The 25,733-nt window shown below is 37.2% G+C and carries 22 protein-coding genes and 1 pseudogene; 22 read left to right on the top strand and 1 reads right to left on the bottom strand.

Translation table 11 applies throughout. The features are described 5' to 3' along the window. Positions 1-6: 6 nt before the first annotated feature. The 12 genes and pseudogenes from pafA to V5739_RS05590 form a co-directional block, all read left to right on the top strand. On the top strand, positions 7-1,638 hold the full coding sequence (pafA, locus tag V5739_RS05645) for an alkaline phosphatase PafA (protein ID WP_423819974.1): 1,632 nt from the start codon (positions 7-9) through the stop codon (positions 1,636-1,638). A 156-nt stretch (positions 1,639-1,794) separates the two neighbouring features. Next, positions 1,795-1,977, top strand: coding sequence for a tyrosine-type recombinase/integrase (locus tag V5739_RS05640; RefSeq protein ID WP_423820449.1), 183 nt, complete (start codon positions 1,795-1,797; stop codon positions 1,975-1,977). A gap of 794 nt (positions 1,978-2,771) precedes the next feature. Continuing rightward, the gene (locus tag V5739_RS05635; RefSeq protein WP_423819973.1) at positions 2,772-3,983 is read left to right on the top strand and encodes a primase-helicase family protein; all 1,212 of its coding nucleotides are present in this window, start codon (positions 2,772-2,774) and stop codon (positions 3,981-3,983) included. Positions 3,984-4,292: 309 nt separating this feature from the next. Next, positions 4,293-5,162, top strand: coding sequence for a toprim domain-containing protein (locus V5739_RS05630; protein WP_423819972.1), 870 nt, complete (start codon positions 4,293-4,295; stop codon positions 5,160-5,162). A gap of 144 nt (positions 5,163-5,306) precedes the next feature. Further along, on the top strand, positions 5,307-5,603 hold the full coding sequence (gene mbpA, locus V5739_RS05625; RefSeq protein WP_423819971.1) for a mobilization protein MbpA: 297 nt from the start codon (positions 5,307-5,309) through the stop codon (positions 5,601-5,603). Next, on the top strand, positions 5,600-6,472 hold the full coding sequence (locus V5739_RS05620) for a relaxase/mobilization nuclease domain-containing protein (RefSeq protein ID WP_423819970.1): 873 nt from the start codon (positions 5,600-5,602) through the stop codon (positions 6,470-6,472). The genes mbpA and V5739_RS05620 overlap by 4 nt, the downstream gene beginning before the upstream one ends. Before the next feature lie 11 nt (positions 6,473-6,483). Then, the gene (locus tag V5739_RS05615) at positions 6,484-6,921 is read left to right on the top strand and encodes a DUF6730 family protein (RefSeq protein ID WP_423819969.1); all 438 of its coding nucleotides are present in this window, start codon (positions 6,484-6,486) and stop codon (positions 6,919-6,921) included. Positions 6,922-7,387: 466 nt separating this feature from the next. Then, entirely contained in the window at positions 7,388-9,433 is a 2,046-nt protein-coding gene (locus V5739_RS05610) for a hypothetical protein (RefSeq protein WP_423819968.1), read from the top strand. Then, the gene (locus V5739_RS05605) at positions 9,433-9,918 is read left to right on the top strand and encodes an ASCH domain-containing protein (RefSeq protein ID WP_423819967.1); all 486 of its coding nucleotides are present in this window, start codon (positions 9,433-9,435) and stop codon (positions 9,916-9,918) included. The genes V5739_RS05610 and V5739_RS05605 overlap by 1 nt, the downstream gene beginning before the upstream one ends. 304 nt (positions 9,919-10,222) lie before the next feature. Then, positions 10,223-11,776, top strand: coding sequence for an IS21 family transposase (gene istA, locus V5739_RS05600; protein WP_423818785.1), 1,554 nt, complete (start codon positions 10,223-10,225; stop codon positions 11,774-11,776). Between the two features lie 19 nt (positions 11,777-11,795). After that, a complete protein-coding gene (istB, locus tag V5739_RS05595) occupies positions 11,796-12,533 on the top strand; it encodes an IS21-like element helper ATPase IstB (protein ID WP_423818786.1) in 738 nt (245 codons plus the stop codon). An 85-nt stretch (positions 12,534-12,618) separates the two neighbouring features. After that, a pseudogene (locus V5739_RS05590) lies at positions 12,619-13,812 on the top strand (IS256 family transposase); the annotation flags it as partial. 90 nt (positions 13,813-13,902) lie between these two features. Here the strand turns inward: V5739_RS05590 and V5739_RS05585 are convergent. Beyond that, positions 13,903-14,886: a hypothetical protein gene (locus V5739_RS05585; protein WP_423819966.1), complete on the bottom strand. Its 984-nt coding sequence runs from the start codon at positions 14,884-14,886 to the stop codon at positions 13,903-13,905. A gap of 572 nt (positions 14,887-15,458) precedes the next feature. On the opposite strand from V5739_RS05585, the gene V5739_RS05580 reads away from it, so the two are divergent. The 10 genes from V5739_RS05580 to V5739_RS05535 all read left to right on the top strand — a co-directional run bounded on the left by V5739_RS05580 (position 15,459) and on the right by V5739_RS05535 (position 25,548). Beyond that, positions 15,459-16,148, top strand: a complete 690-nt coding sequence (locus V5739_RS05580) for a hypothetical protein (protein ID WP_423819965.1) — start codon at positions 15,459-15,461, stop codon at positions 16,146-16,148. Between the two features lie 116 nt (positions 16,149-16,264). Next, positions 16,265-16,702, top strand: coding sequence for a hypothetical protein (locus V5739_RS05575; protein WP_423819964.1), 438 nt, complete (start codon positions 16,265-16,267; stop codon positions 16,700-16,702). Between the two features lie 210 nt (positions 16,703-16,912). Next, positions 16,913-17,551 (top strand): hypothetical protein, encoded by a 639-nt coding sequence (locus V5739_RS05570; RefSeq protein ID WP_423819963.1) that lies wholly within the window; start codon positions 16,913-16,915, stop codon positions 17,549-17,551. A 591-nt stretch (positions 17,552-18,142) separates the two neighbouring features. After that, positions 18,143-18,793 (top strand): hypothetical protein, encoded by a 651-nt coding sequence (locus V5739_RS05565; protein ID WP_423819962.1) that lies wholly within the window; start codon positions 18,143-18,145, stop codon positions 18,791-18,793. Between the two features lie 81 nt (positions 18,794-18,874). Next, complete coding sequence (locus V5739_RS05560) at positions 18,875-19,816, top strand: hypothetical protein (RefSeq protein ID WP_423819961.1); 942 nt, start codon at positions 18,875-18,877, stop codon at positions 19,814-19,816. Between the two features lie 143 nt (positions 19,817-19,959). After that, on the top strand, positions 19,960-20,895 hold the full coding sequence (locus V5739_RS05555; RefSeq protein WP_423819960.1) for a hypothetical protein: 936 nt from the start codon (positions 19,960-19,962) through the stop codon (positions 20,893-20,895). 735 nt (positions 20,896-21,630) lie between these two features. Then, positions 21,631-21,987, top strand: a complete 357-nt coding sequence (locus V5739_RS05550) for an ISAon1 family transposase N-terminal region protein (protein WP_423819153.1) — start codon at positions 21,631-21,633, stop codon at positions 21,985-21,987. Positions 21,988-22,006: 19 nt separating this feature from the next. After that, positions 22,007-22,960 carry an ISAon1 family transposase gene (locus V5739_RS05545; RefSeq protein ID WP_423820448.1) on the top strand — a complete coding sequence of 318 codons (954 nt, stop codon included), beginning with the start codon at positions 22,007-22,009 and terminating at the stop codon, positions 22,958-22,960. A gap of 175 nt (positions 22,961-23,135) precedes the next feature. After that, a complete protein-coding gene (locus tag V5739_RS05540) occupies positions 23,136-25,163 on the top strand; it encodes a PAS domain S-box protein (RefSeq protein ID WP_423819959.1) in 2,028 nt (675 codons plus the stop codon). 37 nt (positions 25,164-25,200) lie between these two features. After that, positions 25,201-25,548: a response regulator transcription factor gene (locus V5739_RS05535; RefSeq protein WP_423819958.1), complete on the top strand. Its 348-nt coding sequence runs from the start codon at positions 25,201-25,203 to the stop codon at positions 25,546-25,548. Positions 25,549-25,733: the final 185 nt, after the last annotated feature.

The following is a 25,733-nucleotide window of genomic DNA, read 5'->3' as shown; positions in this document are numbered from 1 at the left end:
ATACTCATGAGACATTTTATAATATTCCTCTTCTGTATCTGCTGCTCCATCCCGCTACAGGCTCAGATCCTTCCCAATGCGAAACCCAAGCTGGTGGTAGGTATCGTTGTGGACCAGATGCGCTATGACTACCTGACGCGTTTCTGGGACCAGTTTGGTGATGACGGTTTTAAAGAGCTGGTGAATAATGGTTTTAATTTCCGAAACAACCATTTTAATTATGCCCCTACCGTAACAGGGCCCGGACACGCTTCTGTATTTACTGGCACCGGGCCTGCAAACCACGGGATCATTGATAATATCTGGTACGATAAAATTGGAGGTGAAATTGTTTACTGTGCTGAAGACCGCTCCGTGTCGTCCGTCGGGACCACCTCCTCGGCCGGAAAAATGTCACCTCACCGGATGAAGGTCACCAGCTTTGCTGACGAGAACCGGCTGTACACTCAGTTCCGCGGCAAGACCATAGGCATTTCTCTTAAAGATAGGGGTGCCATCTTGCCGGCAGGTCATACTGCTAATGCCGCTTACTGGTTCGAAGGGGGAAATGTAGGCAAATGGATTAGCAGTACGTTCTATCTTGAGGAACTGCCGAAATGGGTGCAGGATTTTAATAATTCGGAGGTTGCGCAATCTTACTTTAAAACATGGAATACCCTGCATGACATTTCCACCTATACGCAAAGTGGCGATGACCTGAACAATTTCGAAGGACGTTTCAGAGGAGAATCCACTGCCGACTTTCCTTATGATCTGAGGGAACTGAGGGAGGAAAATAAAGGTTTCGACCTTATCGTCAATACCCCCTACGGAAATGATCTCACTCTGGATTTCGCGCTGGCAGCAATTGAAGCTGAGGAGCTGGGGAAGGATGACTACACGGATGTTCTCACTCTCAGTTTCTCCAGCACCGATAAAGTGGGGCATATCTTCGGAGTGAATTCCAAGGAAGTTCAGGATACTTATCTGCGCCTTGACCGGAATATCGCCAAATTGCTAAGGTCGCTAAATGAAAGTGTAGGGGAAGGGAACTATACCATATTTCTGACTGCAGATCACGGAGCCGGGGATGTACCTTCCTACCTAGAATCATTGAAAATACCTGCCGGTTATACAGATACTTCAATACTTTCCACAAAATTGGAAGATTTCCTGAAAGAAGAATTTCGGCGGGAAGACCTTATTGAAATGGTCTTTGGACCGGTTTACTTGAACCACGAGGCCATAAGAAGTGCAGGTTTAACCCGGGAGCACGTGGAGCAACGAATTGCGGATTTCCTGTTGAATCAGGATATGATTAGCAAGGTCTTCACCCGTACGCAGCTGGAGCAAACGCAGTTTAGCAGTGGACTGGCCTCTGCCATTCAGCAGGGTTTCCATCACAAAAGAAGCGGCGATGTAATTTTTGTTCTTGACCCTGCGGTAATAGGCTCCTCCTTCCCTACCGGTTCCACCCACGGAAGCGGGTACAATTATGACACCCATGTGCCTTTAATTTTCTATGGCACAGGGATTACGCACGGCCACACAACTCAACGTTCTGAAATCGTTGACATTGCCCCCACCATCTCCAGTCTATTGGGTATACAGTTTCCTAATGGAGCCACTGGGAAACCTTTATCCATAATGTTAGATTAGATAAGATCTCGTGGCTTCAGTAACTTATAAATATTGACTCTGTGGTGAAAACATGGTCTGGACCTGTTTCTACTATCTGAGTAAGTAATCAATTGTTTACAGGTCTTGTTAATAATGGGGATACTGGAAATGTTTAACAATTTTTGATCATCCCATATAGTAGGAATTAGAAAGGACCTTACCACTTACTTGACCCGCCACACTTTCGCTACCATTGCAACTCTTTCTAAAGGAGTTCCTATTGAGAGTGTAGGGAAGATGCTTGGACATAAATCCTTAAAAACAACACAGATTTATGGGAAGGTGCTTCACGAAAAAATCCTGGAGCAAATAATTTGAAGTTAAGGATGGAACGAATTACTCGTTTTTATCAAGTTTCTTGAAATATGGAAAATGCAGTTCATCCCCCAAAGCACTTTCCCTTCCTCTGCGTTCCAGGAAAAGAGCTTTTGGGGGAGGTCTTGGACACATGACTAACGGATTAGTGAGGATGTTCTAAAAAAGAGAATTTCGTACTATCCGCTAGTCAAGAGTCCGCCAAATCCTGCAAGTAATTAATTTCTAGTAATGATAGATGCCTCTTCACCTAGTTTTTCACCATCTCCCATCGCTGTTACCACTTATACTATTGCAAAACAACGGAATTTAGAAGTTAGCCGGCCTGAATGAAATACCAGTTCTTTTCACTAGAATTTCAATACGGCCTATCCTAATTCTAAATTCCCTAAAGGAGCAACGGAAAATGGTAACAGCGAGGGCTCTACGGGAAGTAAATGAAAAGAAAAAGGAGATCTTGTTCAGATGCAGAAATGGTTTTTGGAAAAATGGAAAACGCTCGAGATACAAAAAGTAAATCATGAAAAAGATGAAATTCAAGAATCGGATTTCATGGCAATTTTTGCTCTTCCTGCTTTTTTCTCTCTGAAATTTCAAAAAATAAAGATTAGGCCCTTTTTTCCAAAAGCTTTATTTGCCATCATTTGGCCAATTTCTAATTGAAATCAATTTTGAATGATATCATTTTAAATGATTCGTATTCAAATTTTATTTTTTGTGTAAATGTCTCAAAAACAACAAGTTGTTGTTATATTTAAGTGAATAAATGTCACTACAGAAAGAGTCCAACAATTGAGATGGTGGAGAAAAGAAAGTCATACATCCGGGTCGGAACCCAGTACTACAAGCTGGTAAATGTTCCAAGTATTTCCGGCGTGGAAAAAGAAGCCCTGGTGCCATGGAATATTGAAACGATCCGGCAGGACCACGGAAAAACTTTTCTTGCAGCCATTCCAAAATATGATGGCTTCACATGTATCCCTGATCATCTGGATTTTAAATCCTCCTGCCACAATTTTTATAACACCTATGCTCCATTAAATCATGTCCTGGAAAAGGGAGCATGTACTACTTCCTTAAGTTTTGTCAAACATATATTTGGGGCTCATTACGAATTGGGTTTGGATTATCTGCAACTCCTTTTTATCAAGCCTACACAAATCTTACCTATCCTCTGCCTGGTCTCGCGGGAACGCTCCACCGGGAAAAGTACTTTTCTTAAATGGCTGAAACTCATTTTTGAAAATAACCTGACCTATCTCACCAATGACAGCTTTACCAGCCAGTTCAACGCTGATTGGGCGAATAAACTTCTGATTTGCATAGATGAAGTCCTATTTAATAAAGAAGAGCTGACCGAGAGGATTAAATACTTAAGTACCACCAATATCAATAAACTGGAGGCAAAAGGAAAGGACAAGCGGGAAGTGGAATTCTTCGGAAAGTTTATCCTCTGCAGTAATAATGAAGAGAACTTCATTAAGATAGACCATCACGAAACCCGCTTCTGGGTACTACAGGTTCCTGTGATAAAGAAAGAGCAGACAGAATTCCTGAAATCCTTGGCCAAAGAGATTCCTGCATTTCTGTTTTACCTAAAGAATCGAAAGCTCCATTCCAGGCATCAAACCCGGATGTGGTTTTCTGCTGATCAAATAGAAACACCTGCCTTGAAAAAACTGGTGCAGAATAACCGGAACAGGGTGGAAAGGGAACTGGCTAATATTCTATTAATGGTGATGGAAAACCAGGATCTGGAAGAGCTGAATCTTTGTCCGATGGATGCCTATAATGCCATTAGTAAATCCCGACTTCGAACCGATCTTACCCAAATCCGAAAAATCCTGAAGAAGGACTGGAAGCTGGAGAATCAGCCCAATTCCAACCGCTACCAAAAGTTCCTGCTCTGGGGAGATGGTTCTACATCTTTTATAGAAGCTAAAGGACGCTATTTCACTATAAATAAAAATTTCCTTCTGGAGAATTTCGAGGATGATAAATTCAGCTGAATTCTCTCTTCCGAAGTGAAAAATGATGAAATGATGACAAAACGATGACAGGGCATCCCCAGTGTTTGCGGGATGTTTCAGCTGCTGTCATCATTTCATCAAAATGGAAGCTGCTATTGAGGGTAAAACTTTGAAATACTATTTATTTTTTGATGAATTGATGACAAAGTAAGATAAGACCAATAAGAGTAAGGGTTTCAGCTGTCATCAAACTGTCATCAAATTGTCATCAAAAATTTATTTGATGACAAAAGAAGGAGAAGAAAGGAAAGTTGTAAAACATAGCAAACACTACTAAATAAAAAGCTGATGAAAACAAAAAGAATGAACTGTGAAACAGCCCGTAGCATTTGCATCGTCAAAACGCTGGCCAAGCTAGGGCACTTTCCCAGCCACAAATCGGAAAAAGAAGCCTGGTTTCTGAGTCCCCTGCGGTCAGAAACTCAGGCCTCTTTTAAGGTCTCTAGGGGGCTCAACAGATGGTACGACTTCGGAATAGGAAAAGGAGGTAATGTGATTGACCTGGTATGTTTAATTTCAGGCTGTTCGGTGGGAGAGGCTCTCGGCTATTTATCAGAGGGATTACCGGTTTCTCCATCCAATCTAAACTTCAGAAAAAGCAGCCAAATAAAGGAACCAAAAAGCAAGATCCTTAAGGTCCTGCCTATAGGACATTGTTCACTAAAAGAGTATCTGTCCTCCCGAAAGATTCCACTTCACGTAGCAGCAACCTATTGTAAAGAGATCTGGTATGAATGCCATGGAAAGACGCTTTTTGCTCTTGGCCTTAAAAATCATTTAGGGGGCTGGGAATTGAGAAATCTTTATTGTAAAAGTTCTACTACACCTAAAAGCTACTCCTACTTAAAGAAGGGGGGAGAAAAGCTAATTGTACTTGAAGGAATGTTTGACCTGTTATCATTGGCAGTAATAGCTTCAGAGGAAATAGAGAGAGCAGATCTTCTTATTCTAAATTCCCTCTCTTTTATTCCTGAAGTGCATCCTATTTACAAAAACTATAAAGCAGTAACCTTATACCTGGACAGGGATCCATCTGGAAGAACAGCAACGAAAAACTTGCTTAAAAGTTATTCTCACTTTAATGATGGGAGTAGTCTTTACAAAAACTTTCAGGACTTGAATGAAATGCTTGTAAATAAGCAGATTGTTCAATTTTAGAATTCATGAAATTAGAGGTAGCCACATTTTCGAATTAATTAAAGCTACACATGATTATCGTTTTGAAAAGCAAAGCAAGATGTGTCATTGTCATGACAATCTTGCTTTACTCCCGGAGGTCGCAAAGGCTAACAAGAAAAATAGATGAAAAGGGAATTCATTCAAATCCGATGCTCAATTTATGAGAAAAAGCTACTCAAAAAAAGAGCAGCCAGGGCCGGAATATCCCTTTCGGAATACCTTCGTTCCACTGCCTTTGAAAGAAACATTGTAGAAAGAATTACACCCGAGCAATTAAAATACTATCGGATGTTGGTGGAGTATAAGAACAACTTTACCCGAATTAGTAATATGTTCAAAAAACGGGATCCAAAGTTAGCAGCAACGGTGGAGCGGCTTGCTGAGGAAATTAGAACTCACTTACAAAATTTCAAGAAATGATAGGTAAAGGACACGCCATCTCAAGGACAAAGGCATCGTTAGCCTATGGATGGGATCAGGAAAAGGAGGCAGAGGTAGTACTTAAAGAACACCTTGCGGGAGACAATCCCCGGGAGATCACAGAAGAATTCCAAATTATCCAATCCCAGCATGAAAGATGCACCAAAAACACCCTTAGCATTATTGTAAGTCCAACCATAGAAGATGGAAAGAATATGACTTCGGAAGGATTGGGTGAGATCGCTCGAAGGTTCTTAATAAAAATGAATCTTCAGAATCACCAGGCTATAGGTTTTGTTCATCGGGATAAGAACCATACTCACATTCATATCTATGCCAACCGCGTTAGCCTCACCGGAGAAGTTTATAAAGACAGCTTTATTGGAAAGCGAAGTCAAATTGCTGCAGATAACGTGGCAAGGGAGTTAGGCCTTAAAAGAGTTAGGGAAGTGCAGCAAACCAGGCTAATTGAGCTTCAACATCACCGCAAAGAAGTTCAACTCATCCATGAGAATATCCTCCAGACAAAACCTAAATCTCTTGATGAGTATATTCAGAAGATGCAGGTACATAGGGTAAAGGTTATTCCAAGCATTAACAGATCAAGGCAGTTGCAGGGTTTTAGATTTGAATACAATGGCATAAATCTGAAGGGCAGTGAAATTGACAGGAGTATGAGTGGCAATAAGATTATTATTGGAATCAGTCAAAACAATAGTATCACAAAGCTCAAAGAGCCACCATGTTCTCTTCAGCTACTTAGCAGTACCGTCCAACTTAGTACCGGCCTCATAAATAAAATAGCCAAAGATTTGATCAAACAGACCATCAAAAGAGCTCTGGATCCAGGAATAGGAATGGGATATTAAAATACTATGAGATGAAAAAAATAGACGAGATCATGGAGCTGATGACTGATGAAATTCAGGATTTTCAGGTTGCCCTTTTGCAGTTGAGGAAGATGACAAATGAACTTCAAAGTCATAGCATTCCAATAAGTACCGAAGTGATGGAAAAACAGTTAAAGTTTTTCTTTCAGCAGCAACAGGAAAAGGAAGTGTTGGCCGCGGAGAGACTTACTGCCATTGATGTCAAAATAAAAAATGCCTATATCCTCCCTAAAAATTTAGGAATGATGTTCGGAAGTTTTTTGATACTTCTCATAAGCTTGATTGGATATCTTAGTTTTGAAATAGTAAAACTAAAAGATGAAGAAATTAAGGAGAAGCTAGCGAGGTCGTATATTATCTATCTCCAAGAAAATCCTGAACAGAAAAAGGCTTATGAGAGCTGGTTATCGGACCAGAACATTCCATAATACACCCAATGCTGTTTTTTGCGGTTAACTATCATAACTATAATAAGTTGGTCCCTGGTTCGAGCCCGGGTAGTTCCTCTAGTAAAATCAAGGCGTTGAAGTTTCTTGCTTCAGAGCCTTTTTTAATTCACATGATTTTCACACAAATTGAACCTTCATCTTCATTTTAAGGATTTCAACATGATTTGGATATAAATTAGATTAGAATATTATGGGATCATAAATTGTACAGAAACCAATTGTAAATGTTTGATTCAAGTTGTCTTAAACCCACTGGATATTCTTTACAAAGCTATAACTTGATCTTTAAGTTAAAAGATAAATCTTACTTCAGTGAATTTTTGAATTTGTTGTCCGATAAATTGTTAGTGAGAAATTTTTATTCTAAGATTACCAGATATTGAAATCCCTACCTTGTTTTTAAAAAGTTGTAGTTTTATTTACTCAATATCTAATCAGCTATTTCTTGAATTTAAAGAAAATTAAAGATCCACAATCCAGAGCCTATAGAGAGGTTGTTGATCTGGGAGATAAAAATTCCAAAACTCTTGGTTTCTTACCCGAATCTGCATTTGCAAAGTATGCTCAGGACGGCCAATTAATTGCAGCATATAAAAAGGACTCCAAGGAACTTCTCGGCTATTTACTCTATAGAATTTCTTATAATAAGGTTACAATTGTACATCTATGTATTACAGAAAACCATAGAAACTGTAATGCAGCATTGAACCTGGTTAACTATCTAAAAAATACTACTACGCAATACGACGGCATAAAACTGAGCTGTAGGAATGATTATGGTATAGATCATGTTTGGGAGAGTTTTTATTTCGTACCTATCAAAGAGAGAATAGGAAGAAGTAAGAAAAAGTTACCATTAACGGTTTGGTGGTTTCCACACCATCACGAAGATCTTCTTTCTCAGATTTCGGAATACGAATTGAAGAATAAAGTGGTGGCAGTAATTGATATGAATATTTTTTTGGATATCAAGGACGGAAGAGAGGAGGAAAGTTTAGCTCTAAAAAGTGATTGGTTGCTCAGTGAGGCGATTCTTTATTATACCCGGGAAATTCATAATGAGATAAACAGGGGAACTACTAGTGAAATAAAAAAAAGTAGTAGAAAGCTCTTGAATTTCTTTAATCCGTTACCATTTAAAGCGGAACAGGAATTTGAAGAAGTTTTACAAGAATTAGAAAATCAATTCCCTGCCAAAAGCAAAAATGATAAATCAGACTTAAGACATTTGGCTTATTCCATTATCGGAGGGGCTCATTTCTTTATAACCAGGGATAAAGAGCTCTTAGAGAATAAATCTTTTTTTAAAAAATACGAGCTAAAAATATCTCGACCAAGTGAATTCATTACCCAACTGGATGAGAATATTCAGGTTTCTAAATACAAACCACAAAGGCTCATCGGAACAAACATAGACTCAAAGAGGGTAACTAGTGAAAATATTGACTTTTTCACTGAAAAGTTTCTTAAACCTAATGAAAAGAAAAACAGATTTCAAAAAATTATAAGAAAGGCTCTTTCCTCTCCTAATCAGTTTGAATTGATTACAATTTCTAAAGATGACCAGATCTTAGCCTTTATAATTTTTGATCGTACTGCGGACACGAAATTATCTATACCAGTTTTCAGGTTTCTTAAAAGTAGTTTGAAAATTACTTTATCTAAACACTTATTGTTTAAAGCAATTTTGACTTCAACTAATGAATCTAGAACTTTAATTGAAGTCTCTGAAACATATTTAGAAGAAGAGGTTTTAAATTCAATTAAAGAAGCCAGGTTTATTCAAGATGGGGAAAGATGGAAGAAAATAAATCTTAACGAAATCGTTCTGGCCTCTGAGATTGAAGGCTTAATTCCACGTGAATATTTAGGGAGAATAGAAGAAAAAATAGAATTAGAGAGAGAAGATGAGAATTATGATTTTCAAAAGAAGTACAATTTAGAGAGGCATTTATCACCAATAAAGCTGAAAGATTCTAATATACCAACCTATATTATACCCATCAAACCTGTTTGGGCCGAACAACTTTTTGATGATCGATCTAATGAGAAATTACATTTATTTGAAACGGAGAATGAGCTCTTACTGAATAGGGAAAATGTATACTATAGATCAGCTTCCAAACGCTCCTTAAAAGCTCCTGCTAGAATTTTATGGTATATAAGTGAGAATCCTGTAACAAAGGAAAAAGGGCAAGTTAAAGCAGCATCTTATATAGACGAAATCTTTATAGATGATGCTAAGAAACTATTTAAACAATTCGAACAATTGGGGATATATAAATGGAAGGATATTGTAAAGACGGCTGATAAGAATAATAAAATAATGGCGTTTGTATTTTCCGATACTGAACTGTTTAGGAATCCGGTAGATTTAAAATTTTTAAGGGGATTATTTGAGATGGAAGAAAAGAAAAAATTCATGATTTTATCACCAATTAAAGTTAAGCCTGAGACGTATCTTGCGATTTATAAAAGAGGAAAAGAATAATGTATAGTAATTTTTCGTCAGAAAATATATTGTTAATTTCTGTAAAACCAGAGTTTGCAGAGAAAATTATGAATGGAGAGAAAACCATTGAATTAAGAAAATCTGCACCTAAAAAAGTTTCTAAGGAAAACTATATTCTAATATATGTAACCTCTCCTGTAAAGGAGCTTTGGGGGATTTGTAAGATAAATAATATTATAAAGGAGGATCCCACTGAGTTTTGGAAGAATTACGGATCTCAAACAGGTATAACAGAAACCCAATTTAGCGAGTATTACAGAACAAATCGAAATGCATTTGGTATTGAATTGAAAGACGTTAGAAACTTTTCGAAATATGCTATAGAATTGAAACAGCTAAAAAAAGCATTTCCAAATTTTATGCCTCCCCAGACTTATAGCTATATAAATAAAAACCAGATAAATTTTGGTGTTTTAAAGCAGATTTTAAAAAAGATAGAAGATCGGACAAGTATTAAGAAATAAAAACCGGGACTATCTCAAAAACTGTGTAAGTAGAAAATATGGGGGTTTGCAAACCCCCATATTTTTTTAACCTTGCCTGCAAAATCCAGGCACTAATATTTACACATTGATGAAAAAAGTGGCTATTTCGGTTCGAATTGTGCCAGTGATTTCGGTCGGTTAGTGCCAGGTATTTCGGTTTGAATTGTGCCACTTTTTGGCAATACTGAAAGTCATAACGGCTCAAATTGTGCCAGTCGTATCGGTTCGTTTTGTGCCACTTTGAAAGATCAAGTAATATCTTGTTGCAAAACTGTAATAAGATATGGCCAACACCCTTGATCCGATGGACTTAAAACAAATTATTACCTTGAGCCTGGATGGTTTTAGCAATCGTAAGATAGCTACCACTCTAGGCATCTCCCGCAACACGGTCAACAGCTATATGAAGTTTTTCACGGCCAGTGACTATTCATTTAAAGAACTACTTTCCTTTGACAATGCACGTCTGAGTGCGCTTTTTCCTTCACATACTACTATTGATAATGAGCGGCATGATGAACTGATGCTATATTTTGAGGGGGTCAATAAGGCCCGGAATCATCCTGGGTTTACTTTTCTGTACCATTATCAGGAATATGCGCAGCAGGCTTCCCAGCCGTACAGCTATACGCAGTTTATGGAGCATTATCGGCGTAAATATGCCAAGGTCAAAGGTTCCATGAAACTCGAACATGAAGCCGGTAATGAAATGTACATTGACTATGCGGGTAAAAAATTACATGTCGTTAATAAAGAAACCGGAGAAGTCATTCCTGTAGAGGTATTTATAGCAATTCTTCCCAACAGCCAGTATACTTACGTAGAGGCTAGCTTAAGCCAAAAACGGGAGGATCTTATTACTTCTTGTGGTAATGCATTACAGTTTTATGGAGGTGTTCCAAAAGCCATAGTCTCAGACAACTTAAAATCTGCAGTGACCAGAGCCAGCAAATATGAGCCGGAGATCAACCGGAGCTTTAAAGATTTTGCTCGCCATTACAACTGTGTGATCAATCCCACCCGCAGTTATGCACCGCAGGATAAAGCTCTGGTGGAGAATGCAGTGCATCTTGTTTATCAGCGTATTTACTATCCCCTGCGGGAGATGACCTTCTTCTCTTTACAGGATCTAAACCGGGAGATAAAGCGCTTACTTGTTGGCTATAATAATCTACTGTTCCAGCGAAAGGAAGCCAGCCGTAGAGAACTGTTTCAATCAGTAGAACGTGAGTACTTAAAACTCCTGCCAACATCTGCCTATGAAATCAAAGACTATAAACGGGCAAAGGTGCAAAAGATGGGATATGTATACTTCTCTCCAGATAAAAGCTACTACAGTGTTCCCTACCGCTACATCGGTAAAAAGACCCTGATCCATTATACCAAAACTGTGGTCGAGGTTTATTACAATCACGTTCGAATAGCCCTGCATCATCGAAATCCAAGTAAAGGAAGCTACAATACAAATACAGATCATTTAAGTAGCACCCATAAAGGTTATACCTCCTGGAGTCCTGAATACTTTAAAAACAAAGCCGCTCCTCACGGAGCTCACGTAGTGAATTGTGTGGAAAAGATACTTGCTGACAGTGAGTATCCCGAAACAGGCTATAAGCGGGTGATGGGCCTTATCCAGCTCCATAAATCTTACGGTTCTAAAAGACTTGATAATGCTTGTAAAAGAGCTTTACAGGCAGATGCGACTTCTTATATGCGTATCAAGAATATCCTAAAGAACAACCTTGACCAAAGCTCTCTTTTTTATCAGGATCTTGAAGAAGATAAAACTCATATCCCATCCCATCAAAACATCAGAGGTGCCGCTGCTTATCAATAAATCATTTTAATCCAGAAATATGAATAACAACCAGACTATTGAAAAACTAAAACAAATGCGACTAGGGGCTATGGCTCAGCTACACCTTCAGCATGTAAAGAACAACGAATTAAACGATATCACTGCCGATGAATATCTGGCACTACTCACAGACCATGAGTGGGAGGATCGCCAGAACCGGAAGATAGATCGTCTTTTTAAACAGGCAAACTTTAGACAGAAAGCAAGTCTTGCTGAAGTAAACTACACCTCCAATCGTAACCTCGATAAGAACATGTTTGTTCGTTTGGGATCCCTGGATTTTATAGCTAAAAAGGAAAACCTTATACTGACCGGTGCCTCCGGAGTAGGCAAGAGTTATTTAGCACAGGCCTTAGGTCATCAGGCCTGCATGATGGAATATAAAACCATCTACTCGAACACTGCCCGTCTATTTAAGAAGCTAAAACTCAGTAAAATTGATGGAACCTATCTCAAGGAATTAAATAAACTACTTAAAGCAGATCTGCTCATCCTTGATGATTTTGGACTTCAAGCCTTCGACAATCATGCAAGAGAGACCTTAATGGATATAATCGATGACCGATACAATAAAACATCTACCATATTATCCTCTCAAATACCGGTATCTGCATGGTACGATATTATAGGGGAAGGAACTATTGCTGATGCAATCCTGGACAGGATAGTAAACTCCTCACATAGGATAGATCTTAAAGGAGAATCATTAAGAAAAGGAGTTCTGAAAAACGAGTAACATTAATTTTTTATATAATTGCATGATCTTTTAAAGTGGCACTGTTTGAACCGAAATCAGTGGCACGGTCCTTCCGAAATAGCCAAAAAAAGAAGATCTATTCGATGATGAGTTTTTAAAACAGTTTAAATCCGGAGAAGAACTTAGCAGCTTTCTCAAGCAACTTCAAAAACGAGGATTAGAGAAAATGCTTGAAGGTGAACTTGATGGCCATCTGGATTACGACAAGAACCAAAAGTCTGGATCTAGAAATACCAGGAACGGTTATTCTCAGAAAAAGGTTCGCAGCTCTTACGGTGAAGACACTATAAAGGTTCCCCGCGACCGTGATTGCTCTTTTAATCCCATGATCGTTCCCAAACGAAAAAACATGGTGGACGGGATTGAAAATGTTATTGTATCACTATATGCAAAGGGAATGAGCAATAGCGATATTGAGGAGCAAATCTCTGAGGTGTATGGTTTTGATGTCTCTACTTCTACTATATCCAGAATTACAGACAGAATCAGCAATGATATCGTAGCCTGGCAAAATCGTCCTTTAGAGCCTGTGTATCTGATCGTTTGGATGGACGGAATCGTATTCAAGGTTCGAGAGAACTCTAAGGTAGTCAACAAAACCATTTACATAGCTGTAGGCCTTAGAAGAGATGGCAAAAAAGAAGTCCTGGGCCTTTGGTTGGGAAAGAACGAATCTGCTGCCTTTTGGATGAGCGTATTGACCGATATGAAAGCCCGGGGAGTTGAGGACATTTTAATCACTGCTACCGATAACCTCAATGGATTTACCGATACTATCAAAAATGTTTTTCCACAGTCTAAAACTCAAATCTGTGTGGTTCACCAGATCAGAAACGCCTGTAGGTATGTAGTTTGGAAAGATAAAAAAGCCTTTACCAAGGATATGAAGTTGATATACGATGCACCTACCAAACAAGCCGCAGAAGCTGCCTTGGAAGATTTTGCCACCCAATGGAACTCTAAGTATTCTTATGCGATAAAAAGCTGGAGGGACAACTGGGAAGACCTTACCGTCTTTTATGAGTTCCCGCTGGAGATCAGGCGAATCATTTACACCACCAATCTTATTGAGAACCTGAATGGTAAGATCAGAAAGTACACTAAAAACAAATTATCCTTCCCAACTGATGATGCTGTAATGAAATCTGTATATTTGGCTCTGAGGGAAGCAACCAAAAAATGGTCAGCGCCTATTAGAAACTGGGGAATCGTCCTCAATCAGTTCTTGACGATATACGAAGAAAGGGTTCAACTTTAGATAAAAAGTCAAACCCCTTTATTTAAAACTTACACACTTTACGGGATAGTGTCTAAAAACCATTAATTTCCCCGCTACTAATAATGGGATTCATGTACCAATTTGGATTTGTTGAAGTGTAATTAAAGCTTCTAAAAACCGAATTTTTTCATTTTCTCTAACTTCTATTTCCTCTTTATTTTCATAGTCGTGCAATTCAATACTGTAGATTCCCCTTTTACTTTCAAGCCTAAACCTGAAATACTGGTGAGCCGTACTCCAATGTTGTTTAATTAATTTTGCATTATCTGAAATCAGCATAACATTCCTCCACATATGATCATAAGTCGTTTCAGAAATTGGAATTTCCTGATGGTCCTGTCCCAATAACCACCAGTTTGAGACTGCGTTCCCTGTTAATCTGTCTAATTCTTCTATTTCTTTTCTTCTTAATTTCTTAATAAGTTGATAATTTAACTGATATAAATAGAATGGATATTCTAGGGATTCTGGCAAATCATGCCTATTCCTTATTTTGATAAATTCTTCAGTATAAAATGTATTCAACACTTCCTGGAGATGGATATCTTCTTTTTCAACAGCGAAATAGGCAAATTCATTAAGAGTGTTGATTAATTCCATGTAATATTCTTCTTCTTTTTGTCCTTTCTTAAATTTTCGAATAAGGTGTTGTAGTAATCGCGTTGGCTTGCCACTATACAAGGCAATTTTATCAAGCCAGATAATGAAAAATATTACTAGCAAAATTGTTAATCCTAGGGTAATTATTTTAGCAGAATTTTGCATAAAGATATAGTCCTTCCATATCCAGGGTTCCGCATCGATAATTAAAAATGAGAAGGAGGAAATTGTTATAAATAAGAGCCATTCAAACGTGGTAATTTTTCTACTCCTGAAAGGGAGAATCTTACCATAGCTTGTTTGAGGAAATTCGTGCTCAAAAACATTTGATAAATAGTTGGAATTATATTTATTTCCAATATTGGAGATCTTGTCAATAATAATTGGATAAGCAATACCCAGTATTGCTATATCAATAGCAACACAGATTTCCACTATATTTTTTAATTCCATACTATTTTAATTGGTTTTAAAAGCTACCTTAGTCTGCTTCAATGCCCATAAAGGTAAATAAACAGTAATCACATTATTGATCTTGTTGGAGTTCATGCAGTCAATAAGGCATCCCAACGTTTTATGCAATATATGCTTTTATGAATTCCTCTTCTTTGATGACAGCAGATTTGCTATAGTCATTTTGGGGGGAATAGCAAGAGGATAATACGCTGCGCGATGTTGTATTATTCTTCCCCCTTGTTCTCAATGGCTCTAGAATATGACAATTCTATTTTTCCAAGAATTTTGCAGCAAATATGTTGGGAGCCCTTATAAACAGGCACATTTTTGCGGCAATTTCTTTGAAAAGGAGAAACAATCAAAAGATTTAAGAATTAAACTTTTTCCTTCTATTGCCTCGCAAAATTGTATTAGTTCGGGAGATTTGGGCCTGCAGCACTTCGCTGCGCTCCGTTCGCTTTTTCATGCGTGCTGCCAATAAAATCATTGAAGACCTATTGTTATCGGTATTTGGAGTGAGAAATAGTTATATTCGTTTGCCTACAAAGAATTGCTAACAAGAACAAAAAATGAATTTTATTAGTATAATTTCACCTCTTATCGGTGTCATTTTAGGATTTACATTAAGCCAGTTCGAAGAATTTTTTAAAGAGAGAAAGAACAAGAAGAGAACATTAAATAAGTTATTATTCAATCTTTTAAACTTATATTCTGTCTTGTATGGGGATCTAAAATTTGAAGAATCAATTGGAAAATTTTTTGAAAAATTTTCGAAAAAGATGTCAGGAGAAATAAGTGACCAGGAAAAAAAAGAACTGGTTCAAGTAAAAGAGTTTATTAATAATAACTTGAAGCATCATTTTGTGGATGAAGAGAAACATAAGTTCATTGAAAATAATATTGAAAATATAATAAATGAATTGGCAGAAATTAACCCTGTTTTTGCATTTGAATTGGATAAACAATATAAGATTAAAGAACGAGTCCAAAGAACCGACAGTTATTTATCCGACATTAAATTAAATTTAGGTGAAGCTCCATTCGATATAGAAAAATGGATAAGGCCAGAATTGACCAATCAATTGCTTAAAAATCTTTCTGAGGTTGTTTTAGACATAGCTAAATCCATAAATTCTAAAACATATGAAAAATTAAAAATAGAAACACTTCCTACAATTGAGGAAAATGATACGGAAAATTCTGAGGAATTAATTAATGATTTCATAGCGAAAATAGAAACTGTGGGTAACACCATATAAAATTATACGTAAGCCTGTTTCAAATTAAAAGTTCGTGTTGAACAGGACGTGGGTGGTTCTGGGAACTGGCTCCAGCACACTCTGTTTTATATTGGACGTTATATGCATATTAAAAAATGAACGAAGAACAAAAGTGGAAATATATAGAAGACCTGGACGATGAACTCCTTAAAGGAGGGGCCATTTTGTCTGAATGGACAACATTTCAAGCTAAAGATGCGGAAATGGCATTCTGCTCAGGCGCTTATTTGTCTTCAATTCTGTCTGGTCAAGCTGCAATAGAAAGTCATCTTAGGTTTGATCGCTTGAACGAGAACGACTTAAAAAGCCTAAGCTTCTTTGATCTAATCAATAAGTCGTGCTTATCCGAAAAACTTAAAGAAGAACTTCACGAACTTCGCAAATTCCGAAATAAATGGATTCATGTTAATGACCCTGATGAAGACCATGACCTTCTATCGAGGCCTAAATATTATGAAAACGAATTGGCCGAATTTGCCAAAGTTACGATGAAGAATATGCTGAGGACTCTATACTTTAATCCTATGGTATAGATCAAAACCAAATAAACTGACATTTGAAAGCTTCCAAATGATTAGAATTAATAACTTAAGACATTTAAGAACAATGCTTGAAACTTTCTTGAATCGAAACTCCTTGGTTGCTTGCAACGCCTGATTGTTCTGCGGACAATCAATCTCGCCAGCTCGAAATGTCTTTAGACCCGACATAATGTCACTCCCTCCCAAAAAAAAATAAAATCAATGACATTAACTGAATATTTAAATGAAATAGAATTCGCTTCAACTAAAATATTGGAAGCAATTTGGAACGATAATCATCAAGCTGAACAACTTAAGTCAGAAATAGAAAAAGAAGCTAAAATTGTAGAAGAAGAATATCAAAGATCTTTAGCGATGCAACAATATGCTGAAGATCCTGATGACGTAATGCTAGGGGTCGGAAGATACTGGGATAATTATTTTGGAAAGGATAAAGACTTATACCATAAAAACGATAAGCTTCAGAATTTACAGAAAAGACTCACCGCTCATGAATTTTCAATAGTATCACTTTGCGGGAATTTATTAGAGCATGCTAAAAAGGGTCTTTCAATTGTATATGGGAGTCCGAAAAATTGGCCTTGTGGCAGAATAATAGGAAGCCAATGTTTAAGTAATATTATTTTCCAAAGTCGGAATCAATCAACTCATTATGAGGAAGCCATTAAGGATGGGGGTTTTCGGAATAAGAACATAGAGATGTGTTTTAATCAGCTTGAAAATGAAATTGACAACACCTTCTCAGATTATACAAGCAGAGATATGGCCTTTGATATCGTCAAATTACTGGAATGGAAAGATTTCAATTCCTTTAAAGCTGATCTGGAGACTATGGTTTAGGTTCGGCTGCTAACAGCATTTATTAACTCACAATGGTAAACTCCCACATCTATACGGGTTGCATACCTACATCCACACCCATGGGCAAAGAAGAAGATAATTGACTTTTTGAAAAGATAAGAGGGTATTACTCGGAGAATACAAAGAGCTTTCATCAGCTCTTCTTAATGTAAAATTTGAAAACCAGAGCATCTCGAGAAACAACAAAGGATGATTAAATAATGATTGATAATAAGAAGCCGCATTAATTGCGGCTTCCTATTTGCGGCAGACCAGGGATTCGAACCCAATACCACTCCCGGACTGATAATTCACCTGTGGAATACGTAAAATTTTAGCTGGTTGCGCCTGCCGAGAGGAATGGTCAGCCCGCCAGCATAAAATGCCAGAAGTTCTAAACTTAGGAATATACATGATATTAATAATTGAACTCCGACTTGCAAGTTTGCTTTTTTCATACTTTTAGCTTTACAGTTAAACATAATTTCTGACAGAAAAACAACTCCAATTTCCCGTAATCCAAAATCTTTCAGGAAATTTAACCAGTCAAGATTTTGATAATTACGAATATAACAGAATATATTTCATTTTATGAGAGAAGTGATTAATTTAAATACAATAGAAGATTATTTTGGTAGTATTAAGCTGTTCATTATGGAATTGCAGTTTTGCATTGAAAATATTGAACAATTATCAAAAGCTCAGTTAGCTGGTGTAAACTTGAAACCAATAGAAAATTTCCTGAGTCATTATGTTTTTATGAGTTATTCTCATATAGCTATAAATTTCTATAAGATTTATAAACCAAACGAAAAAAGAAGTATTCAAAAATTATTTAATAAATTAAAAACTTTTGATTATTCAGATGATGTTAAAAACCTATTACTGGAAAATGCAGATGAAGGTGATGCCCATCGGTTAAAGAATAAATCTCAATTGCTAACCGCCATTAATTCCATTGAAAATAAAATTTTGCAAAATGAGATGATTTTAAATAAGATATTTCTAAGGCGAGAAACATTTTATGCCCATACCGATCCAGAAAAAATTACACAATCTGAAACACTCTCTGAATTAAAGTTATTAAGAGATTTGACCATCCAAATTTACAATGAATTTTACGGACAATTTTTCGGGAGGCATTATATGTTCAATACCCATTTTCCGTTAATAAACGAAATTCTTGATGATCGAAAATTTGTGGATGAATATTGGAAAACCCAAGAAGATAATTTGAATTAGTTAATATAAAAATAAGGTTTTAACCTCGCTAGCTCGTACTGTTTTATATGAGATTATCTAAGCCGCTTAAAAAAAATTGATTTGGAAACAGATGCTGGAAAGTTTTATGCCTCTTATATTAAAGAATATCATGAAGTAAGAGCAAATTATTTAAATCTACTATTATCAGAAATTGATGATCTTAATAAGCATTTGAAGAAAAAGGAAATATCAAAAGAAAATATTAATGTCCCTCTGACCAAAAACACTAGGTTCATTATTCAAGCAGATTTAAGACAAAATTATTTTCATTGTATAGAAACATTTTTCGAATTTTTTTTCGCTTTCCTTCCAAACAATAATCAAGCCCCAGACAACAGCAAAATTGTTCGACAGCTCGTGCAAGCAAAATGGAGAAATCATCCTAAGAAGATAGAACAAATTGCTCAAGGAAAAATGAAGCTAAATTTCTTGGATCAAAAAATTGATTTTATAGGACATCAGATCAGTATCGGGCATTATATGTTTTATCCAGGAACTATGCTAAAGGAAAAATTCGGAGAGAATTGGTATTCAATGGTTCATGAAAGTGTAAAAAATATAAAAAAAGTTATAAGAGCCCTTGCGATAGACTTTTGTGAAAGAGATGAATATAATGCTTACAAACATACTATGAGAATTTTCCCCAATTTTGAATCTCTTCAAGTTCTTGATGCGAATACAAAGGAAGAACGAATAAATTTCGATTTAAGTAATTCAATATCTTTCCAGGTCTATAATGATGATAAAAAAGAAACCACTTTAGTGACGAAGACGTTTGACCCTGAAAGAGATTTCGATATGACAAAACTGTGCAGTCGACTAATTTATAATATGATCGAACTTAGAAATGTGATGTTTAATTCAGAAAAAATGGGCAACGGAGATAAGAAAGTTGCCATTTTATTGTTTAATGAAAACAACATAAAGGAATCTTCCAAACACAATATAGAAATTCAAAATATCAGTTTCAGTACAAAACTAGTACAAAAGGGCAACAGCTAACAACAAAATAATACTTGACTTGTCTCGAATAGTGGTTGGGTTCTCGTTTGCTGCGCTTGATAATCGTTCGGGCAATTAGGCTCGCCAGCTCCCGATATTATAGTATTGGCCTTAGCAACAGTTTAAATACACGGCTTAAAATAATGGATTTAGAATCTTTAAGAAATATAAAAGTTGATAAAACGCCTGAATTTAAAGCGTTTGCAGAAGAAATTGATTACTTGATTGAATTTTTCCAAAGATTTTCGGAACTGATGTCTTTTAATGGCCGACTCATTTCATTTTACACAGATAAAAAAATCTATTTCTTAAACAGGTATTTGATTGATAGTTCTGCTCAAACTTTACGAAGCATTAAATTGTGCTGTTCGATAGGTAGTTTTTCAGATGCAAATACCTTGATAAGGAAACTTCGAGATGATCTAATTCAGTATGTTTATATTCTTTCGATAATTAATTCAAGAAAACCCTTGATCGAAGATGATTTGAAGAATTGGAAGCACGACACTCCAGCAGAATTTGTTGAATCATTTTTAGGCCTTAGGATTAATAATGTTTTGACGGATGACGAAAAAGCAGTTTCTGCTTGGTTCAGCAATAAAGTTTCGGATTTGGACAGACCAATTAGGAAAAAATTGGAATTTATAAATTATATGAATACGCTTAAGAAGAACCCAAATATTTTACAAATTTTACAGGAATATGGTTTACAGGACTATTGGGAAGTGCTTAGAATTAGACTTAATGATTATGTTCACAATAATGGAGTGAAGTTTGTTGCACAGAATTCAATAAAGGAAAACAACACAAACTTAGGGTTATATTTAAGGAATATAAATATTCGTACTTCTTACATCTCGTCATTTTTTATGGTAGTTCTTCTAATGATTGATTCGACATTAATTTCGTCGACTGATTATGTGGACCATTTAAATTGCGAAGTAAAACCACCAGAAGATAGCCAATATTTCGTGGCCAATTTTATTCAAGATTTTATAGATAAAAAAGTGATTGCACTTCATCCGGAATTGAAGCAGTATTTAAAAGATAATAATATAAATGGTATGAGAATACAATAAAAAAACTAGCTACTTACTGCCTATAAAAACAACGCTACAACCGATCTTAAATCGAAAGCGGTTCTCACTTGCTAGGCTAAAACTCACCCGCTCGAGTGAGCTTAATTGAAGATATTAGCTACAAACACTAAAACAGCGAATCCTTATCTTAACTATTTTGGAGTAGCTTATTTTAAAGAACAACGTCGGAGAGGGTGTTGATGGAAGAAGCTAAAAAGGATGATTAGATTGTAAATAATATAGGATTAATTAGGCTAGATTTAAATTTGAATTTATATTTGCCAACCCAATTTATGAACGATAACTCATAAATTGAAAGTTCTTTAAATTTGGAATGACACCGATTCAATTCATCTTGTATTGAAGTAGATGAGGGGAGTTAAACTTTTCTTAAAGGTGAGCAATTCGGTGAGTATAAAAAAGAGGCCTCTGGAGTGGCCTATATATAAAGGAATTGGCCGATTCGTTCGAGTCTCGTCCAGACCGCAAATTGCAAAGAAGCTCCTCAATTTGGGGAGCTTTTTTTGGCAATAAAGAGTAGTTGTGTTGTTTGTGGTAAGTCTTTGACTTACCTGGGTTTAGAAGTAAACCAATGAGAAGCTTTTCCCTTCAAGGGAAGGGCTTTTTTGTTTTATGGCACTTTCCCAATTTTGTAGTGGATGCTCAATCGGATCATTCCTAAATGTTGTGGAGGAATTGGAGTAAATCTCGATCTTTGCAGAAAAATTACTGTAGGTGGATAATAATTACCTGGATCTGATTAAGCTTGTACTTCCACAATTCTTGGTGGAGAATTTTGACTTAGTAAAGAGTAGAAAAGAAAAAGAAGTACTTCATCTTTATTTTGAAGAACGCAATATCCCTCCTCACGAACATTCTTCCAAGATTTTAGTATCTAAAGGTTTCCACAAAGAAATTACTATTCAAGACTTTCCGCTCCGGGGAAACACCGTTTATCTTCATTTGAAACGCCGTCGATGGCTGGATAAAGATACCGGACAGGTAGTGCAAAGAGACTGGAACTTAGTAGCACAGGGAACACGTATGACCAACGAGTTCGCTGCTTTTTTAAAAGAGATTAGTCGATACTAAGGCTTCTGACTGCCATACTATTGGTAGCTTCTACAGTGTCAATGGAAAGAAATTGCAGCGGCAATACAAGGATTATTTAAGCGACTTCAGACAGTGGAAACAAAAGAAGCACGCCAGAAAGTGGCTTATCTTTCCAGAGAATATGGGACCTTACCTCTCCATTGATGAGACTGCTCTATCCAAAGGAGAGCTCTACACGATCATCACCAATAAGAAGGCTAAAGGTAAAAAAGGAGCACTTGTAGCTATTATTGCCGGTACTAAAGCTGAAGCTATCATTGAGCAATTACTAAAGATCCCTTCTTCTCAACGCAATAAAGTGAAGGAGATAAGCTTAGATATGGCTCATTCCATGAAGCTTATCGTGCAGAAATGTTTTCCAAAAGCAATACAAGTCACAGATCGATTCCACGTCCAGAAGCTGGCTATTGAAGCCCTTCAGAACCTCCGGATCAAGCATCGATGGGAAGCAATTGATTATGAAAACGAGCAGATACAGAAGAAAAAATTAAAAGGCCAAAGTTATACTCCAGAGACCTTTACCAATGGAGATACCAGGAAACAGTTATTGGCCAGGAGTAGATATTTGCTATACAAAGCTCCATCGAAATGGACAGAAAGTCAATCTAAAAGAGCTAAAATCTTGTTCCATGAATATACAGACATTGATAAAGCCTATGCACTTGTCAATAGCCTTAGAAATGTATTTAACCAGACAAAATCTATTGAAGCAGGATATACAAGATTAGCCCATTGGTACAAAGAAGTAGAAGAATCCGGATTTAAATCATTTAACACCGTTGCAACAACAATAAGGCTCAACTACAGATCGATCTTAAACTACTTTAAAAATAGAAGCACAAATGCTTCAGCAGAATCATTCAATGCAAAAATTAAAGCTTTTAGAAGTCAATTTAGAGGAGTGAAAAATGTAGAATTTTACCTGTACAGATTAACTACATTATTTAGCTAGTCCACAACTATTGTTCTTGATCCGCTCAATCCATGTTAAAGGAATTATAAGGTTGGTTTTTTAGCTTTTAATATTGTTCCTAAGACTTATCTTTAAATTCTATTACAGATTTTTCTTAAAAAGAGAGTTTTAACTCAAAACGCCTTTTTTGGGCGCCTTATAAACACGATAAAAGATGCAAAGCAATGATGAGCCCGAAATAGGTGGTTCGGGAGGAATGGGCGTGGAGTTCAGGCAGCTGCTTGATGACTCCCCCGTTGCTAATTATTTATGTGATGCACAAGGTAAGCTCACCTATTTCAATAAAGCAGCCGTAAAGTTGTGGGGAAGAACTCCCACCCTGGGCAAAGAGTACTGGTGTGGTTCATGGAAAATGTTTTATCCCGATGGTAAACCTATGCCTTTGGAAGAAATACCGATTGCAAAGGTTCTAAAAAAAGGATGCCGGGAGGAGAGTAGTGAGATTAGAATTGAATGTCCCGATGGTTCTTTAAAATTCTTACTGGTTTTTCCCAAATCTATCTTCGGAAAAGAAGGCGGGTTGCAGGGGGTGCACAGTACACTGGTAGATATTACTGATCAAAAGCGGGATCATATCAAAAAAGAGACCCTTTCGGCCATAGTGCAATCTTCAGATGATGCTATAGTGAGTAAAAATTTACAGGGCATCATAGCAAGCTGGAACAGGGGGGCACAGGAAATATTTGGATATACCGAAGAAGAAGTTGTGGGCCGGTCTATTACCCTTTTAATTCCGGAGGATCGGCTTAATGAAGAAGATGTCATTCTGGACAAGATCAAGAGAGGGATAAAAATTGACCATTTTGAAACTATCCGGAAACACAAATCCGGGAGAGAGATTCCCGTCTCTATTACCGTTTCCCCTGTAAAAGATTCCGGAGGAAATATAGTTGGGGCCTCAAAAGTTGCCCGTGATATTACTGCCCGCATTGAATCACAGGCGGCCATGAAAAAATATATACGGAATCTGGAGACTCTAAATACAGTCGGGAAAAGTATTTCAGAAAATCTTAATGTTGAAGGAATCCTTCAGCGGGTAACCGATGCCACAACCAGTCTCACCGGGGCTGCATTTGGTGCCTTTTTCTATAATAATTGTGACGATAAAGGAAACACCTTCCAATTATTTACCCTTTCGGGTGCGCCAAGGGAGATCTTTGACCATATGGCTATGCCGCGTCATACAGATTTGTTCCTGCCTACCTTTAGAGACCGGAAAGTGGTGCGGATAGATGATGTAACCAAACACGGCGATTTTGCCAAAAATGCGCCTTATAATGGAATGCCAAAAGGGCATTTTTCAGTGGTGAGTTACCTGGCTATCCCGGTAATTTCAAAAAATGGAAATGTAATTGGCGGATTGTTATACGGGCATCCGGAGGCCGGGAAGTTCACCGCCGAGCATGAATTGCTTGTGATCAATATCGCTGCCCAGGCGGCCGTCTCTCTTGATAACTCCAAGCTCTTTGAGCAGGTGAAATCATTAAGTGAGAAAAAAGATGAATTTATAGCCCTGGCGAGTCATGAGTTAAAGACTCCGCTTACCACCATAAAAGGGTATTTACAGGTGCTGTCAAAAAAGAAAGCCGATAAGGTTTCTCAGCTATTTCTTGATAAATCCCTGTGCCAGGTTGATAAACTAAATACGCTTGTAGAAGACCTTTTAAATATGTCAAGAATAGAATCGGGGCAGCTCAATTTTAATCTTGAGGTCTTTGATATTAGGGAAATGCTGAAGGAGATTGTTGAGACCTTTTCTTATTCTTCACAGTCTCACCGGGTCACCGCAACATTGTGGAATGATGCAGTCATTATTGAAGGAGACAAACAAAGAATAGAACAGGCTATCCTTAACCTGATGACCAATGCTATTAAATACTCCCCGAAAGCTGACGAGATCTTTGTAGATCTCGAGGTAGTTGGAGAAAATATGGTGGTGAAGGTGAGAGATATGGGCATAGGCTTAACCGAGGAGCAGCAAAGGCAGTTGTTTACCAGATTTTACCGGGCCGAAGATACTCAGGGTATAAGCGGGTTGGGGCTTGGCTTGTATCTTACCAAACAGATCATAGACAGGCATGGAGGTAGTATTGAAGTGGCCAGCGAATATGGGATGGGATCTGAATTCTCTCTAATTCTGCCACTGGCAGTTCAAAAGTTTAAAAAAGTTAATGCTATATAAGGAGTTTTTAATTATTCCTGACTAAAAAAATGTTGTGATGAAAGAGATATTTATTGTAGAAGATGACGACGGAATTAGGGAGTTATTAGAATTTCTCCTTGAAAGTCAGCAGTATGTAGTGAAGACATTTCCTACTGCGCGGGCTTTTCATAAAACCGTTCCCCAAAAAGTACCCGATCTGTTCCTTCTGGATATTATGTTGCCTGATGGTAACGGAGTAGACCTTTGCCGGGAGTTGAAAAAAGGTGCTGAGACTAAAAGAATTCCTGTAGTTCTAATGTCTGCCCATGCAGATATTAGCCGGACCGAAGGTGCAGATGATTTTATTGCCAAACCTTTTGATGTGGATGAACTGCTCCAAAGGATCGAGAAACAATTTGCATAGCTAAATCAATGGCTTGTGCTGCGTTTCCTGATCTTTGCTTTAAGTAATCCATATACTTTCACCTGACTATTTAGGGTGATTCCTATTGCTTTTTCTGAAATAATTAATGCCTGTGAATCTCCAGTTATTTCTGGTAGTAGAAATCAGGTTTTCTAAAATGTCTTATAAATAAAAAGGCTGCCTTA

Source organism: Salinimicrobium sp. TIG7-5_MAKvit (assembly GCF_049569215.1).
Lineage (GTDB): Bacteria > Bacteroidota > Bacteroidia > Flavobacteriales > Flavobacteriaceae > Salinimicrobium > Salinimicrobium profundisediminis.
Note: the sequence above shows the minus strand (reverse complement) of the source record. Positions and strands in the feature narration are given on the sequence as shown.